We start from the raw sequence: 15,282 nt of genomic DNA on the forward strand, positions 1-15,282 counted from the left end.
CCTGTCAAAGCCGGTGGTGACGGCGCCGATCATCGGCGCCAGCAAGATGTACCAGCTGGAAGACGCGCTCGGCGCGCTGGCGGTGACGCTGACGGCGGACGAGATCAAGGCGCTGGAAGAGCCCTACCAGCCGCATCCGGTGCTGGGGCATTCGTAAGATAGGTCGTCACCCTAGGGCTTGTCCCTAGGGTCCATACCCACCATCCGCGCAACGGAACGCGCAGATGGATGCTCGGGACAAGCCCGAGCATGACGTCTTTTCAGTTTGAAGCCGCCTTGCCGTACTCATCCCTTAATTCGCGCTTCAGCACCTTGCCGATCGCGCTGCGGGGCAAGGCGTCGCGGAATTCGATGCCTGAGATGCGCTGCATCTTGCCCAGCTTGCCATTGGCCCAGACCAGCAGGTCCGCGGCCGTCGCCGTGCTGCCCGGCTTGAGCACCACGAAGGCCACCGGGGTTTCGCCCCAGACCTCGGAGGCCACGCCCACCACGGCGACATCGAATACCGCCTCATGCTGCTTGAGGATAGCTTCCAGGTCGCTGGGATAGATATTGAAGCCGCCGGAAATGATCATGTCCTTTCGGCGGTCCATCAGCTGCATGAAGCCGTCCGCATCAAACCGCCCCATATCGCCGGTGCGGATGAAGCGCTTGCCGGTGTCGTCGAACCACTCGGCTTCCGCGGTCTTGCCCGGCTGCTTGTGGTAATGCGTCATGATCGCGCCGGAATGGCCGACGATCTCGCCGATCTCGCCGGCTTTCACCGGCTTGCCGTCTTCGCCGATCAGGCGGATGTCATGGCCCTCGGCCGGGCGGCCGACGGTGTGCAGCTTGTCGGGGAATTCATCGGCCACCAGGATGCAGGTGCCGCCGCCCTCGGTCATGCCGTAATACTCGGTCAGCTTGCCGGGCCAGCGTTTCAGGATATCGGCCTTCAGCTCGGCGGCAAACGGCGCGCTGGTGCAGAACTTGGCGCGGAAGGCGCTGAGGTCGTAGCGGTCGAAATCCGGATGCGCCATCAGGCGGCGGTATTGCACCGGTACCAGCATGGTGTGGGTCACGCGATGCTGCTGCGCCAGCTCGAGGTATTTCACCACGTCGAATTTCGCCATCAGCACGGCGGTGCCGCCGCCGGCCATGGTGGGAAACAGGCTGACCAGAGTGGTGTTGGAATACAGCGGCGTGGAGAGCAGGGTGACGGCGTCGCGGTCATAGCCATAGAGATTGGCACGCTGCATGTGCAGCCAGCGCATGCCATGCGACTGCACGATGCCCTTCGGCGTGCCCGTCGTGCCCGAGGAATAGATGATGTTGAACGGCATCGCCGGCGTGGTTTCCACCAGTACGGGCCTGGTGCCTGCGGGCGCCAGCCACTGCTCGAATTGCGGCGTATCCAGCCGGATGCGCTGCGGCGGCAGGTCGGCCAGCACGGCGCGGAGCGCCTGCTCGTTCTCGGCATCGAGGAACAGGTGCTGGGCATCGGCATCCTGCGCCATGGCAACGATCTGTTCTGGCAGCGACGATGGCGCCAGCGGCGCCACCGCCAGGCCGGCGCGCAGCGCGCCAAGATAAACGGTGACATAGTCGTTGCGCGAAGAACTGACGATACTGATGGCCTTCGCGGCCTTGTCGCGCTGCAGGGCGGCAGCCACCCGGTCGGCGCGGGCATCCAGCTGGCCGTAGCTCAGCGTGCCCTCCACATCGATCACGGCGGGATGGTCCGGCCGTTCGGCGGCATGGGCGCGCACCAGATCGGACAGCGTGGCGAAATCGCCGGCCAGCAGGGCGTCGGCCCCCTTCGGGAGTATCTGGTTCATGGGTTACAGCTCCATACCGATAAGGGCGCCCAGGTCGCGCAATGCCTGGTCCGGGTCGGTCACCTTGATGGTGCGCATGCCCATGGCGGCGGCCGGTTTCAGGTTGATGCCGAGATCATCGAGGAACACGGCCTCCGTCGGCGCGATGCCGAGTAGCATACAGGCGCGCTCGTAGAAGGCCGGTTCGGGCTTGCGCACACCGGCCTTGCTCGATTCCACCACCAGCTCGAACAGCGCGATCACCTCGGCCACGGCTTTCGCGCGGTCGGGCGAGCCGGTCATCGCCGGGCCATGGCCATGCGGCATGTTGTTGGTCAGGCAGGCGATGCGATAGCGCGTCTTCACGGTTTTCAGCGCCGCCACCATGCGCGGCCGCACCTCGCCCGAGATCAGCGCCAGCACATCACGGCCGTGTATGGCATGGCCCAGCGCCGTGCTCTCGGCCAGGAACAGCTCGCCAAAGGCAGCGGCATCCACCTCGCCGCGCTCGAACCGCGCCCAGGCATTGCCATGCGGATTGGTGCTGTTGACCCGGCGCAGGAAATCGCGCGGCAGGGCGCGTTCGTCCTCGTAGCGGCGGAAGGCATCGAAGGGCGAGGTCATGATCACCCCGCCGAAATCCCATAAAACAGCTTTGATCGCCTGATCGGCACTCATCGGCTTTTTCGTTGCGGTGCGTTTCCCTTAGGGCAGGCTCACGGCCCGCCCCTTATCCGCACTTACTATAGCCGCAGGAGGTGCAGGTGTCGCAACCCTCCGACTTGATCAGGCCGGGCTGGCCGCATTTCGGGCATTGCCGCAGGCCCGACAGCGGCTTCGGGCTTTCCGCATTGGCGGCGAGCGCCAGCACGGCACGTTCCTCGCGCTGGTTGTCCGGATCGGCCATGAAGCCGATCTCGATCAGGTGCTGCTCGATCACGCCGCCGATGGCGGCCAGCAGCGAGGGCACATACCTGCCGCCCATCCAGTGGCCGCCGCGCGGATCGAACACCGCCTTCAGCTCGTCCACCACGAAGGACACATCGCCGCCGCGACGGAACACCGCCGAGATCATGCGGGTCAGCGCCACGGTCCAGGCGTAATGCTCGGTATTCTTCGAATTGACGAACACCTCAAACGGCCGCAGCCGGCCATCCTGCAGGATGTCGTTCAGCGTGATGTACATCGCATGTTCGGAATCCGGCCAGGTGATCTTGTAGGTGCGGCCGGGCAGCGCCTCGGGGCGGTCCAGCGGCTTGGTCATGTAGATCACGCCGCCAGCCGCCAGCGGATCGCGCGGCTTGATGGTCTGCACCGTCTTGGCCACCGGCACCAGCGGCAGCTCGGCCTGCGAGGCCTCGGCCGCCGCGGCTTTCTTCTCGTCCTTCTTGATGGTCAGCACCGAGCCGGTGATGTCGTTCGGCCGATAGGTGGTGCAGCCCTTGCAGCCCTGCTCATAGGCCATCAGGTAGATGTCCTTGAAGCTCTCGAAATCGATCTCTTCCGGCACGTTGATGGTCTTGGAGATCGAGCTGTCGATATACTTCTGCACGGCGGCCTGCACGCGCACATGGTCGGCCGGCGCCAGCCCCTGCGCATCGACAAAGGCCTCGGTCAGCGGCGCGTTATCGCCCTTCAGCTGGCGATACAGCCGGTAGGCATAGTCGCTGACTTCCTCCTGCCGGCGCGACCCGTCGGGCATCAGCACGGTGCGCATATAGGTGAAGCTGAACACCGGCTCGAGTCCCGACGAGATATTGTCGGCGAACAGCGAGATGGTGCCGGTCGGCGCGATCGAGGTGAGCAGCGCGTTGCGGATGCCATGCTGCGCAATCGCCTCGCGCACATCGGCGTCCAGCTCGCGGATACTTTCGCCGGCCAGATAGGCGTCGCGGTCGAACAGCGGGAAGGCGCCTTTTTCGCGGGCCAGATCGACCGAGGCGAGATAGGCGGCGCGCTGCAGCCGCTTCATCCAGGTCTCGATCAGCGTGATCGACGCCGCCGAGCCATAGCGCGCGCCCACCATGATCAGGGCGTCAGCCAGGCCGGTGATGCCAAGGCCAATGCGGCGCTTGTTGCGCGCCTCGGCCTCCTGCTGCGGCAGCGGGAAATTCGAGACATCGATGGTGTTGTCCATCATGCGCACGGCGCGGCGCGTCAGGTCGTCCAGCAGGTCGAGATCGAGTGCCGCATCGGCCTCGAACGGCTTGCGCACCAGGCGCGCCAGGTTGATCGAGCCGAGCAGGCAGGCGCCATAGGGCGGCAGCGGCTGCTCGCCGCAGGGATTGGTGGCGCTGATCGTCTCGCAGTAATGCAGGTTGTTGCGCGTGTTGATGCGGTCGATGAAGATCACGCCGGGCTCGGCAAAGGCATAGGTCGCCCGCATGATCTTGTCCCACAGCTCGCGCGCCTGCACGGTGCGGTAAGCAGTGCCGTTGAACTTCAGCTCCCAGGGCAGGTTCTGCTTCACAGCCGCCATGAAGGCATCGGTCACCAGCACCGAGAGATTGAACATGCGCAGCCGGTTGGCCTCGCGCTTGGCCTCGATGAAGGCCTCGATATCGGGATGGTCGCAGCGCAGCGTCGCCATCATGGCGCCGCGGCGGCTGCCGGCCGACATGATGGTGCGGCACATCGCGTCCCACACATCCATGAACGACAGCGGCCCCGAGGCATCGGCGCCGACGCCCTTCACCGGTGCGCCGCGCGGCCGCAGGGTCGAGAAGTCATAGCCGATGCCGCCGCCCTGCTGCATCGTCAGCGCGGCTTCCTTCAGATGCTCGAAGATGCCGCCCATGTCGTCGGGCACGGTGCCCATGACAAAGCAGTTGAACAGCGTGACCTTGCGTGCGGTGCCGGCGCCGGCAACGATGCGGCCCGCCGGCAGGAAGCGGAAATCCTGCAGCGCCTCGAAGAAGCCCGGCTCATGGGCGGCCGGATCGGTCTCGGCCTGCGCCAGTGCGCTGGCGATGCGCTGCCAGGTATCATTGATGGTCTGGTCCACCGGCGCGCCATCGGCCGCCTTGAAGCGGTATTTCATGTCCCAGATCTGCTGGGAAATCGGTGCAATCGGCGACATCGGACAAAACCTTGGACAGACGGAAAGCGGCGCCCACGAGAAGCGGCGCCGCTGGGAAAATCTCAGGCTGACTCTATCGCCCGAGGGCCGAGAGTCCAGTGTAATGTTCCCGAAAGGTTTCTACAGATTGATCCGCAGGGGTGCGGCGATCAATATCTTGTAATACCTGAATAATCAGGGTTATCCCCGCGATCCGCAGGAGAGGCTTGGCGAGTTATCCCAGGTTTTCCACAGGGGTGGATCGCCCGGACTTGGTCACGCCCCGGGATCGTTGGCGGCCTGCGCAAACTCGGCCTGAACCCCGCTCGCCCAGTTGCGGAACAGCCGGGTATCCTCGTCAAACATCTCGCGCGTGACATTCGCCACGGCGAAAATCTGGCCGCGCTCTTCATGCGCTTCGGCGTAAGGGTTGTCGGCGGCAATCTCGACGCCGATATCGCCGGGCCTTGCCCCCATCTTCAGCACGAAACAGTCGCGCTCGGGGTGGTCCCGATGCATTGCCGAGGCGAGCGCCAGCCAGGCGGTGCCCATCGCCACGGCATTGGCCTCTGCGCCGCCCTTCAGATGGTCGCCGGCCTCGATGCTGTTCGCCAGCATGTCCCACATCTGCAGGCGGAATTCGGCAAAATCCAGGCCGGCGCTTGCCATCATCCGGTTGGCCATGTTGGAGAAGATGAGCGCTTCGGCCAGCTGCATCTCGAACTGCAGCTCGCCGAGACCATACTGGATGGCAAAGGCATATGTCGGGCTGGTCTTCACAGCGCCGCCCGCGTCTCCGCTTCCAGCGCTGCATTGGCGCTTTCGATGCGGGTTTCCAGTTCTTTCATAAACGTGTCGCGATCCAGCCCGGCCGGAATCGCGGGCAGGAAACGCAGCACGATGGTGCCGGGTCGACGCAGGAAGCCGCGCTTGGGCCAGAAGAAGCCGGAATTCAGCGCCACCGGCACGACCGGGATTTTCAGGTCGCGATAGAGGGCGGCCACGCCGGGCTGATACGGCACATGCTCGCCCGGCAGGGTGCGGGTGCCCTGCGGAAAGATCAGGATCTTGCGGTCCGCGGCCACGGCGGCGCGCGCATCCTTCAGCATCTGTTTCAGCGCCTTGGCGCCGCCGTCGCGGTCCACCGCGATCATGCCCTGCGCCAGGCAGAGCGAGCCATAGATCGGGATGTTCAGCAGCTCCTGCTTCATCACGATGGCGGGTGCGCGAAACAACCGCAGCACGATGGCGGTGTCCCACAGCGACTGGTGCTTGGCGGCGATCATCGCCGGGCCGGCGGGGATGTTCTCCTGGCCCTCGATGCGCATCTGGATGTCGCAGATCACGCGCAGCAGCCAGTTGATGCCGTCCGACCACACGGCGCCGATGCTGACGATATGCGCGCGCCGGCCCAGGCCCAGCGGGATCAGCGCATAAAGCGCGACCAGCGTGCTCCAGCTCAGGAAAGCGATCTGGAACAGCAGCGAGCGCAGCCCGATCACTGCGTGCTCTCCTGTTTTTCTGTGGCGGATTTCTCGGCACCAGACTTCTCTGCAACGGTGGCGGCCAGCTGGCTGCCGAGATGGGCGCGCAGCAGGGCTGCGATATATTTGCTGTATTCGCCGAGCAGGAACACGGTGGCGGTGCGGCGCTGCCACCAGTCTTCCACCCGCATGGCATCGGAGCGCACCGGATGCGGCACGATGGTGATGCCGGCGGGGATGCGGCCGAATTCGACCAGCGCGCGCGGCATGTGGTAATTCGCCGTCACCAGCCGGATGGTCTTGTAGCCGCGCGCCGTCGCCCAGCTCACCGTCTCGGCGGCATTGCCCGCCGTGTCGTCGGCCTCGAAGCCGAGATCGACGCAGCATTCAAACAGCAATTGCAGGTCGATGCCCTGCCAGTTGCTGCCCGCCTGCGCCGCATCGGGCATGGTCGGCAGCACGGCCTGCTGCAGCGAGGCCTTGGTGGTGGTCTGCGCCACGCCCGATACCAGCAGGCGCTCGGCCTTGCCGTCATGCAGCAGCCGCAGCGCCGTGCCCATGCGCGCCGCCCCGCCGGTCAGCACCACGATGGCATCGGTGGGCGCCTCGCTGGGCGGCGCCAGCAGCTCGACGCGCTCGACATAGGCGATCGAGCCGCCGAGCCAGAGCAGGCCGAGCACGGCCAGCAGCACCAGCCAGCGCCAGATGCGGGTGAAGAAGGAGGGTGCGGTCTCGTCGTCGTTACGCGGCATCAGGCTTCAGGGGGCTGGTCGGTGGACGGGTTTGCAGACTGGGAGATTTCGGCGATCAGGCGGTCGACGGCATCGGGCAGATGTTCGGTCACGGTCACCGGCAAAATCTCTGCCGGCAGGCCCTTGGCCTGCGTGGCCGCGCCCTTGCCGCTGCGCACCAGGATGCGGCGGCAGCCGGCAGCCGTGGCGGCCTGCAGGTCGGTGACGCTGTCGCCGATGAACACGGTTTCGGCCGGCGTCTTGCGAAACTGCGCCATCGCCTCGCGCAGCATGCCCGGCCCGGGCTTGCGCCGGTCGGTCTGCGCCCAGGGCGGATCGGGCGCGAAAAAGATCGCATCGATCTTGCCGCCGCCCTCACGCAGCAGGCGCTCGCGCATGTCGTCATGGATGCGGGCCAGCATGGCGGTATCGATGATGCCCTTGCCGACACAGGCCTGGTTGGTGCACAGCGCCACCGGCCAGCCGCGCGCATTCAGCTTCGCCACCGCAGCGCCGACGCCGGGCAGCATGATCAGTTCGGCCGGCGACTTCACATAGTCGTCGGGATAGTCCCGGTTCAGAACGCCATCACGGTCGAGCAGGATCAGCATCTGGGTTTTCTACAGCATGGAACGCAATTCGCCGAGCACTGTCAGCCTGGCCGTGACAATGGCGAGGCCGGCGGCACCGAAGGGCAGCAGCGGCAGGGCCAGCCAGTGCCACCACACCATGCTCAGGCCGGGCAGCAGGCCGGTGCCGACACCGCCGGCCAGCAGCTGGATGGCGACCAGCACGATGGCGGCAAGGCCGGCGCCGATGATGCCGCCGCGCATCGCCTGGCGGGCGACATGGCGCTGGAACTGGCGGGCGATATAGCCGTCCTCGGCGCCGATCAGATGCAGCAGCTCGATGGTGTCGCGCCGCGCGGCGAGGCCGGCGCGGGTGGCGAAGATCACCATGGCGGCGGCGGCCAGCCCGACCAGCAGCACGATGCCGCCGCCGAGCGATTGCAGCAGGCGGCCCAGCTGCACCAGGCGGTCGAGCCATGGCTTGGGATCGTCCAGCCGCGCGCCGGGCACCGCACTCTGCAGGCGTGCGGCAAGGGCATCGATCGACAGCGCGGTCGTGTCGCCCAGCGTCACATCGATCAGGCCGGGCAGCGGCAGGTCGGCCTGCAGCGCCTCGGCGCCCAGCCAGGGCTGCAGCAGCGCTTCCACCGCGCGGCGCGGCATGATCTGCACATCGGTGATGCCGGGCACGCCGCGCAGCAGATTGGCGGCGGCATCGAGCCGCGGCTGCATCGGCTGGCCCGGCCGGTCGGCGATCTGCACGGTCAGCTTGGCCGACACGCCACGGCGCCAGCCATCGATGGTGCCATCCAGCGCCAGCGCGCCGACCAGCGCCAATGCGGCGAGAAACACCATCACCGCCAGCGCCCAGGGCAGGAACCGCGCGGTCGAATCGGCATCCAGCTGCAGGTCGGAGATCGCGGCTTTCTTGCGCGGCCGGCTCATCGGGCGGGCCCCGCGGTCGGCCGGTCGATCACCAGCTGGCCGGCGCGCAGGCGCATCACCGGAAAGCGGAACTGGTCCAGCAGATGCGTGTCATGCGTCGCCAGCACCACGGCGGTGCCCAGCTTGTTCAACTCGACGAACAGATACATCAGGCGCTGCGCCATGTCGGGATCGACATTGCCGGTCGGCTCGTCGGCCAGCAGCAGGCTGGGCCTGGCGATGACGGCGCGCGCAATCGCCACGCGCTGCTTCTCGCCGCCAGAGAGAGTCGCCGGCCGCGCATCCAGCCGGTCGCCCAGGCCCACCCAGGTCAGCAGCTCGATGACATGCTCGCGCGCTTTTTTCTCGTCGGCGCCGGCAATGCGCAGCGGCAGCGCCACATTGTCGAGCGCGCTCAGGTGATCCAGCAGGCGGAAATCCTGGAACACCACGCCGATCCGGCGCCGCAGCATCGGCAGGGCGGCGCGGCTGGCGGTGGAAACATCCTGGCCGAACATGCTGATCAGGCCGCGACTCGGCCGCAGCGCCAGATACAGCAGCTTGAGCAGGGAGGTCTTGCCGGCGCCGCTGGGGCCGGCCAGGAAATGGAAGGAACCGGTGCCCAGCTCGAAACTGACGTCGCGCAGCACCTCCGGCCCAGGTCCGTATCGCATGCCGACGTTCTGGAACCGCACCACGCCCGAGTCTCCTCCGATTCTCTTAACGCCTTGCGCGCCAATATCTTGCGAGGCAGTAGGGTTGCCTCCACCGCCCTGTCCGTCCTATAAGGGAAAGCATCCGGAAACGCAAAAGGACTGGCTCCAGGCAGATTTCAGGCATGATCCTCACCTGCCCAGCCTGCGCGACCCGTTTCCAGGTCGACCCCACCGCATTCGGCGCCGCTCCGCGCAAGGTCCGCTGTTCTGTCTGCCGGAACACCTGGCAGCAGGAACCGCTGCCCGAACCCGCACCCCCGCCGCCGCCGCCCGCACCGCCTGCCGCCAAGCCGGTGCCCTCGGTGCTGGAGCAGATGGCCCAGGCCGCTGCGGCCGCTGAAGAAGAATGGGTGCCGCCCCCGCCGCCGGGCGGCAAGCCCCCGCCGCCTCCGCCCCCGCCGGTGCTCGATCTGGCGCCGGACGATCTGTCACCGCCCCCGCCGCGAATCACCGGTTTCGACGATGACGAACTGCTGGACCGCGAGCGCGACCGCCCGCCGCTGCACCCGCCGCTGGACGAGCCGCTGGCCGGCATGGGCGATGACGACCCCGACGAGGCGCTCAACCGCCGCCGCGCCCGGCTGGCCGAGGCGGGGGTCCAGCGCCCGCCGTCCAAGCCGAAAAAGCCGCGTTCCTGGGCCTGGCTCGGCTGGATGCTGCTGTTCAGCCTGCTGGGCGGCATGATCGGCGGCGGCTACGAAAAGCGGGTCGAACTGGTCGCCTTCTACCCGCCGCTGGCCAAGCTGTATGAACAGCTCGGCATCCCGGTCGAGGCGGCGCAGTGGCTCGGCCTGGAGCTGCATAACCTGAAATCCTCCACCGTGCTCGACAGCGGCACCACCCGGGTGACCGTATCGGGCGAGGTGCTGAATGTCAGCGAGACGGAGCGGGTGCTGCCCGGCATCCGTATCGCCATGCGCGGCGCCGGTGGCCAGGATCTGGGCGCCTTCACCATCAAGATGGAGCAGAACAGCATCGCCGCCGGCGAGCGCCTCAGCTTCAATGTCCAGCTTCCCGCCCCCAAGGACGAGGTGACCGACCTGGAAGTCGCCTTCGCCAGCCAGTCCGCCGCGCCCTGAAGCGGCCGCACTCCCCGGTTGATCGGAACGTCGATAATGCACGTTCCTTTTCATGATTCGTTGGGGTAGGATTCGTGACAGCCGGTGCATGGGGATGCCCGGTCCGTACCAAAGCTGATTCCAGAATAGGTGGCTGTCGAGGGGCAGAAAACTGCCCGCGTCGCGGTAGCCGTCGGCGAGGGTGAATGGCGCGGATACTGGTCGCAGAAGATGAAGTGGCGGTCCGCGAATTTATCCGGCGGGTACTCGAGCTTCGTGGTCACGAGGTTGTCGTGGTCGGCGACGGCGCCGAGGCGGTGGTCAAGCTGGCCCGCATGCCCTTCGACCTGCTGATCACCGATGTGGCGATGCCGAATATGGATGGCGTCGAACTGTCGCTGAAAGTCGGGCGCGATTATCCCAATCTGTCGGTCTTGCTGATGTCGGGCTATGCCCTGCCGCCGCGCCGCCGCGCCGACGATATCGGCAGCCTCGCCAGCATGGTGCTGCAGAAGCCGTTCAGCATGGTCGACCTCAACGCCGCCGTGGAGCACATGCTGGCCGAGCGCCAGCCGGCGGATTAGAGCAGAGACAAAACCGTCATGCCCGGACTTGATCCGGGTATCCACGAGTTTTCAAAAAAGGAAGACGTGGATCCTCGGGTCAAGCCCGAGGATGACGGTAGAGTTATGACACAAGAGTGTTGCTGATCTCGATCAGGTTGCCGTCGGGATCGCGCAGGTAGATCGACAGGATCGGCCCGGTCGCACCGGTGCGCTGCACCGGCCCTTCGATGACAGCGATGCCCAGTCCCTGCAGATGCGTCGCCACCACGGCCACCGGCCTTGCCGTCAGGAAGCACAGATCGGCACTGCCCGGCAGTGCGGTTTGCGCCTTGGGTTCGAATTCGCTTCCGGCCTGATGCAGGTTGATCTTCTGCCGGCCGAAGCCCAGCGCCACGCGTGCGCTGCCGTCTTTCGCGGTGAAACGCACGGCTGCCATGCCCAGGGCGGATTCATAGAACCGCACCGTGGCATCGATGTCGCGCACGGTGAGCACCAGATGGTCGAGGCTGTCGATCATGGGATCAGCTTGGCATTGCCGGTCGCCGGTCGCGGGCGGGAGTGTGTGGATGCTCAGAACCGCCGCAGCAGACGGTCGAGATATTCCAGTTCCTGCGGTGCGCGCTCGCGGTTGCCGGCGCGGCGCTGCAGTTCTTCCAGGATGCGCCGCGCGCGCTCCACCGGCGCCATGTCCGGCACCTTGGTGGCCTCGCCGGCATTCTCGTAGCCGGTGGTGTTGCGGCCCAGCGGATCGCGCACCGGGTTGCGCTGGTTCTGCCGCGCATCGGCCGAGGGCGCCTGGCCGTCGGGATTGCCGCGCTGGGCCTGCTGCATCTGGTTCAGGCCCTGGCGCATCTGGTCCAGCGCATCGGTCTGGCCCTGCATCGCCTCGCCGGGCTCGCCACGGCGCAAGGATTCGCGCGCATCGCGCATCGAACGGTCGGCCTTGCCCAGCTGGTCGGGCAGCGGCATGCCGCGTTCGCCCAGTCGGTTCATCATCTCGCCCAGCTTGCGGCGCAGCTCTTCCTGCTGGCGCGCATCGGCCTCGTTCTCGCCGCGCTGCTGGCCGTCGCCGCGGCCATACTGCTGGCTGCGGCGGAAGCTGCGGTCGAGCAGTTGCTGCTGCTGGCGCAGCATCTCGCCGAATTCCTGCATCATCTGGCCGTTCTGGCCCTGGCCGCGCTGCCCGCGCTGGCCCTGCTGGCGCTGGCGTCCCTCGGGCATGCGGGCCAGCTTGCCGTTCTTCATCGCTTCCATCATGCGCTGCATCTGCTGCAGCATCTCTTTCGCCGCGTCGCGGTCGCCCATCTGGGCCATGTCCTGTGCGCGGTCCATCATGTCCTGCATGTCTTCGCCGCTCATGGCCTCTTCGTCTTCGCCCAGTTCCTCGGGCTCCTCGCCGCGCGCCATGCGCTCCATCGCATCCTGCATCATCTGCTCGAGCATGCGATTCATCGCCTCGCGCATCTCCTGCATCAGCTTCTGGATTTCCGCATCATCCGCATTGCGGTCGATGGCATCCTGCAGCTTGTCCATCAGCGCCTGGAAATCCTTGTCGGCCTGGCTCTTGCGGCCCTCCTCGATATGCAGCGCGGTCTGCCACATCAGGTCCTGCACGGCAGCGATCGAGGGCGCGGCGCGGTTGAGGTTGAGGCGCGCGGCCGACATGCGCAGGCCCAGATGCGCGGTGTAATCCTCGCGATAGCGTTCCGGCGCCAGGCTTAAGCCGCGTAAAGCCGTCACCACGCGCTGGTATTGCGCCGGCTTCAGCGCCAGCTCGCGGCGCTGCTCGACAATCGCCTTGGCAACGGGATGGGTGAAGCGACGTGCCGGCAGGGTGACGGTGACCGGATCGCTGCGCCCGGTCTGGCCCAGTGCATCGACGGCCACCAGCGTCATCGCCACCTGCAGGCCGGCCCAGGGATGCGCGGTGAGATCGAAACTCTGCTTGTCGCTCACCGCACCGGCGCCGGCCGGCGGCGTCGGCCAGTCGACCGATACCGGCTGCTCGGCGCCGTCGCGCGTCATCTCGATGCGCACCTGCTGGATGCCGTAATCGTCGTCGCCGTTGAAGGCGATCTCAAGCTCGGCGCGTTTACCGGTCTTGGGCTCTTCGGAGATGCTGATCTGCGGCGGCAGGTCGGGCACCACGCGCAACGGCCATTCGGCAAACATCTTGTCGCGCCGCATCAGGCTGAGCACCGGGGTGGCACCCTGCGTCAGGTCGATGGCAAGATCGATCTCACCATTGCGCTCATCAATCGCATTCAGCGGCTGTTCGCTCTTGCCCAGTTTCAGGGTGAAGCCGGCCGGTGGCGCGGCCAGCCGCAGCTTGAGCAGGCTGCCGGTCGGCACGTTCAGCTGCGCCGTGCCGATCTGGTTCGGCTGCACGGCAACCGGCACCGGCTTGCCGTCGCGGGTCAGGAACAGCGGCGCCTTGCCGGTATAGGGCGGCGGGGTGATCCAGGCTTCCACGGCCAGCAGGGCGCCGGGCGCCAGCGCGGTGCCGGGATTGAGGGTATCGGCCAGGCGCTGCTGGCGGTCCTCGCCCGGGCTGGCCCAGGCGACGATCAGCAGCAGGCCGAGGGCAGCGCGGAAGCCCCAGACGTCCCTGCGCCACCAGCCGGCTTCCGGCGTGCCGACCTTGACGGTGGCGAGCTGTTCCAGCGCGCGGCGGCGATGCAGCGCCCACAGCGCGCGGGCGATCGGATCCTGCTGTTCGGCGGCGAGGCTGTCGGCGGCGGCTTCCAGCGGACGATGCTGCAGCAGGTTGACGCGTTCGAGCCGGCGCATGGCATCGGCCCGGCTGGGCCAGCCCATCAGGCGCAGCTCGCGCCACAGCGTGACGCCCAGCGCGGCGGCAAAGCCGATGAGCGCCAGCCAGTGCAGCCAGACCGGCACGAAGCGCCAGACATCGAAACCGGCGAGAATGAAGAAAACGGCGATCACGGCGCCGGCCGGCATCAGGGCGGGCCAGAAGCGCTCCCAGAACAGGGCGCCACGGGCAAAGGCAAGGCGACGTTCCAGCACAGGAGCCAGACCCGGCGCCAGGCTGGCCTGCGCCGCTGCAGTCTGGGTGGAATTTACGCCTTCGCCTCGCTGCGCCATACCGGCTGGATCTCCAGGGCCGTCATCTCATCGATGCTAGGGCGACGCCGAACAATGGCAAACCTGTCGCCATGCACCAGAACCTCCGGGGCCAACGGCCGGGCATTGTAGGTGGAGGCCATGGAGGAACTATACGCACCCGCCGACAGGATGGCGAGCAAATCTCCGTCATCGACCGGCGGCATCGGCCGGTCCTCGGCAAAGGTGTCGCCGCTCTCGCAGACCGGGCCGACGATATCCACCGGCACCATTTCCGCGTCGGGATTTGGCGCTTTTACGGGCACGATGCGGTGAAACGCCTCATACATCGCCGGCCGGATCAGGTCGTTCATGCCGGCATCGAGGATCAGGAAGGTCTTGCCCTCGGCCGGTTTCACAAAGGTCACACCGGTCAGCAGCAGGCCGGCATTGCCGACCAGATAGCGGCCCGGTTCCAGCGCGATCTCGCAGCCCAGCGGGGCAATGTATTTGCGCACCAGCGCGGCATAGGCGGCGGGATCCGGCGGTGTCTCGTCGTCATAGGTGATGCCGATGCCGCCGCCCAGGTCGATGCGGCGGATGTCATGGCCATCGGCGCGCAGCTCTGCCACCAGTTCGGCGACGCGGATGAAGGTATCCTCATAGGGCGTCAGGTCGGTCAGCTGGCTGCCGATATGCACATGCACGCCGGTGATGGCAATGCCGGGCAGTTTGGCTGCCATGGCATAGACCTCGCGGGCGCGGCGATAGGAAATGCCGAACTTGTTCTCGGCCTTGCCGGTGGTGATCTTCTTATGCGTCTTGGCATCGACATCGGGATTGATGCGGATCGCCACCGGCGCCTTCACGCCCATGCCGCTGGCGACATCCGACAGCGCCTGCAGCTCAGGTTCCGATTCGACATTGAACTGCGCGATGCCGGTGTTGCCGGCCTTCAGCGCCAGCGCCATCTCGGCTTTGGTCTTGCCCACGCCGGCGAAAATGATCTTGCCCGGCGCGATGCCGGCCTTCATCGCCAGCTGCAGCTCGCCGGCCGACACCACATCGGCGCCGGCGCCCAGCGAGCCGAAATGCCGCAGCACGGCCAGGTTGGCATTGGCCTTCATCGCATAGGCGATCAGCACCGGCAGGCCGGCAAAGGCTTCGGCCAGGCTGGTATAGCGGTCGGTCAGCGCCGCCGTGCTGTAGACATAGGCTGGCGTGCCGACCTCGGCGGCGATGTGATCCAGCGGCACGCCTTCGGCATGCAGTACGCCGTTGCGATAGGCAAACCAGGGCAGTCCGGTCATGACGGAA

Annotated in this window: 15 protein-coding genes; 3 read left to right on the plus strand and 12 right to left on the minus strand. The window is 66.7% G+C overall.

The features are described 5' to 3' along the window. Positions 1-13 precede the first annotated feature (13 nt). Positions 14-157 carry a hypothetical protein gene (locus AAG799_RS13090; protein WP_341896616.1) on the plus strand — a complete coding sequence of 48 codons (144 nt, stop codon included), beginning with the start codon at positions 14-16 and terminating at the stop codon, positions 155-157. A gap of 103 nt (positions 158-260) precedes the next feature. On the opposite strand, the gene AAG799_RS13095 is transcribed toward AAG799_RS13090, so the two are convergent. From AAG799_RS13095 to ftsE, 9 genes are all read right to left on the minus strand, one after another. Next, complete coding sequence (locus AAG799_RS13095; RefSeq protein ID WP_341896563.1) at positions 261-1,817, minus strand: class I adenylate-forming enzyme family protein; 1,557 nt, start codon at positions 1,815-1,817, stop codon at positions 261-263. Between the two features lie 3 nt (positions 1,818-1,820). Next, positions 1,821-2,474 (minus strand): HAD-IA family hydrolase, encoded by a 654-nt coding sequence (locus tag AAG799_RS13100; RefSeq protein WP_341896565.1) that lies wholly within the window; start codon positions 2,472-2,474, stop codon positions 1,821-1,823. A gap of 52 nt (positions 2,475-2,526) precedes the next feature. Continuing rightward, a complete protein-coding gene (locus AAG799_RS13105) occupies positions 2,527-4,875 on the minus strand; it encodes an adenosylcobalamin-dependent ribonucleoside-diphosphate reductase (RefSeq protein ID WP_341896568.1) in 2,349 nt (782 codons plus the stop codon). Between the two features lie 255 nt (positions 4,876-5,130). Then, positions 5,131-5,634 carry a hypothetical protein gene (locus AAG799_RS13110; RefSeq protein WP_341896570.1) on the minus strand — a complete coding sequence of 168 codons (504 nt, stop codon included), beginning with the start codon at positions 5,632-5,634 and terminating at the stop codon, positions 5,131-5,133. Beyond that, the gene (locus AAG799_RS13115; protein WP_341896572.1) at positions 5,631-6,356 is read right to left on the minus strand and encodes a lysophospholipid acyltransferase family protein; all 726 of its coding nucleotides are present in this window, start codon (positions 6,354-6,356) and stop codon (positions 5,631-5,633) included. The genes AAG799_RS13110 and AAG799_RS13115 overlap by 4 nt, the downstream gene beginning before the upstream one ends. Continuing rightward, entirely contained in the window at positions 6,353-7,090 is a 738-nt protein-coding gene (locus tag AAG799_RS13120) for a YdcF family protein (protein ID WP_341896574.1), read from the minus strand. Before AAG799_RS13120 ends, AAG799_RS13115 begins: the two co-directional genes overlap by 4 nt. Beyond that, on the minus strand, positions 7,090-7,680 hold the full coding sequence (locus AAG799_RS13125) for an HAD-IIIA family hydrolase (protein WP_341896576.1): 591 nt from the start codon (positions 7,678-7,680) through the stop codon (positions 7,090-7,092). Before AAG799_RS13125 ends, AAG799_RS13120 begins: the two co-directional genes overlap by 1 nt. Positions 7,681-7,689: 9 nt before the next feature. After that, the gene (locus AAG799_RS13130; protein WP_341896578.1) at positions 7,690-8,583 is read right to left on the minus strand and encodes an FtsX-like permease family protein; all 894 of its coding nucleotides are present in this window, start codon (positions 8,581-8,583) and stop codon (positions 7,690-7,692) included. Beyond that, a complete protein-coding gene (gene ftsE, locus AAG799_RS13135) occupies positions 8,580-9,260 on the minus strand; it encodes a cell division ATP-binding protein FtsE (protein WP_341896580.1) in 681 nt (226 codons plus the stop codon). The genes AAG799_RS13130 and ftsE overlap by 4 nt, the downstream gene beginning before the upstream one ends. A gap of 140 nt (positions 9,261-9,400) precedes the next feature. Here ftsE and AAG799_RS13140 point away from each other — a divergent pair, with 140 nt between their 5' ends. Further along, positions 9,401-10,357 (plus strand): zinc-ribbon domain-containing protein, encoded by a 957-nt coding sequence (locus AAG799_RS13140; protein WP_341896582.1) that lies wholly within the window; start codon positions 9,401-9,403, stop codon positions 10,355-10,357. A gap of 185 nt (positions 10,358-10,542) precedes the next feature. Then, positions 10,543-10,920, plus strand: coding sequence for a response regulator (locus AAG799_RS13145; protein WP_341896584.1), 378 nt, complete (start codon positions 10,543-10,545; stop codon positions 10,918-10,920). Between the two features lie 103 nt (positions 10,921-11,023). On the opposite strand, the gene AAG799_RS13150 is transcribed toward AAG799_RS13145, so the two are convergent. From AAG799_RS13150 to lysA, 3 genes are read right to left on the minus strand one after another with little or no spacing between them, the layout of a single operon-like run. Continuing rightward, positions 11,024-11,419, minus strand: coding sequence for a VOC family protein (locus AAG799_RS13150; protein WP_341896586.1), 396 nt, complete (start codon positions 11,417-11,419; stop codon positions 11,024-11,026). Positions 11,420-11,472: 53 nt separating this feature from the next. Beyond that, positions 11,473-14,007 carry a TIGR02302 family protein gene (locus AAG799_RS13155; RefSeq protein WP_341896587.1) on the minus strand — a complete coding sequence of 845 codons (2,535 nt, stop codon included), beginning with the start codon at positions 14,005-14,007 and terminating at the stop codon, positions 11,473-11,475. Then, entirely contained in the window at positions 13,983-15,275 is a 1,293-nt protein-coding gene (gene lysA / locus AAG799_RS13160; RefSeq protein ID WP_341896589.1) for a diaminopimelate decarboxylase, read from the minus strand. Before lysA ends, AAG799_RS13155 begins: the two co-directional genes overlap by 25 nt. Positions 15,276-15,282: the final 7 nt, after the last annotated feature.

This window comes from Ferrovibrio terrae, assembly GCF_943371255.1.
GTDB classification, from domain to species: domain Bacteria; phylum Pseudomonadota; class Alphaproteobacteria; order Ferrovibrionales; family Ferrovibrionaceae; genus Ferrovibrio; species Ferrovibrio terrae_B.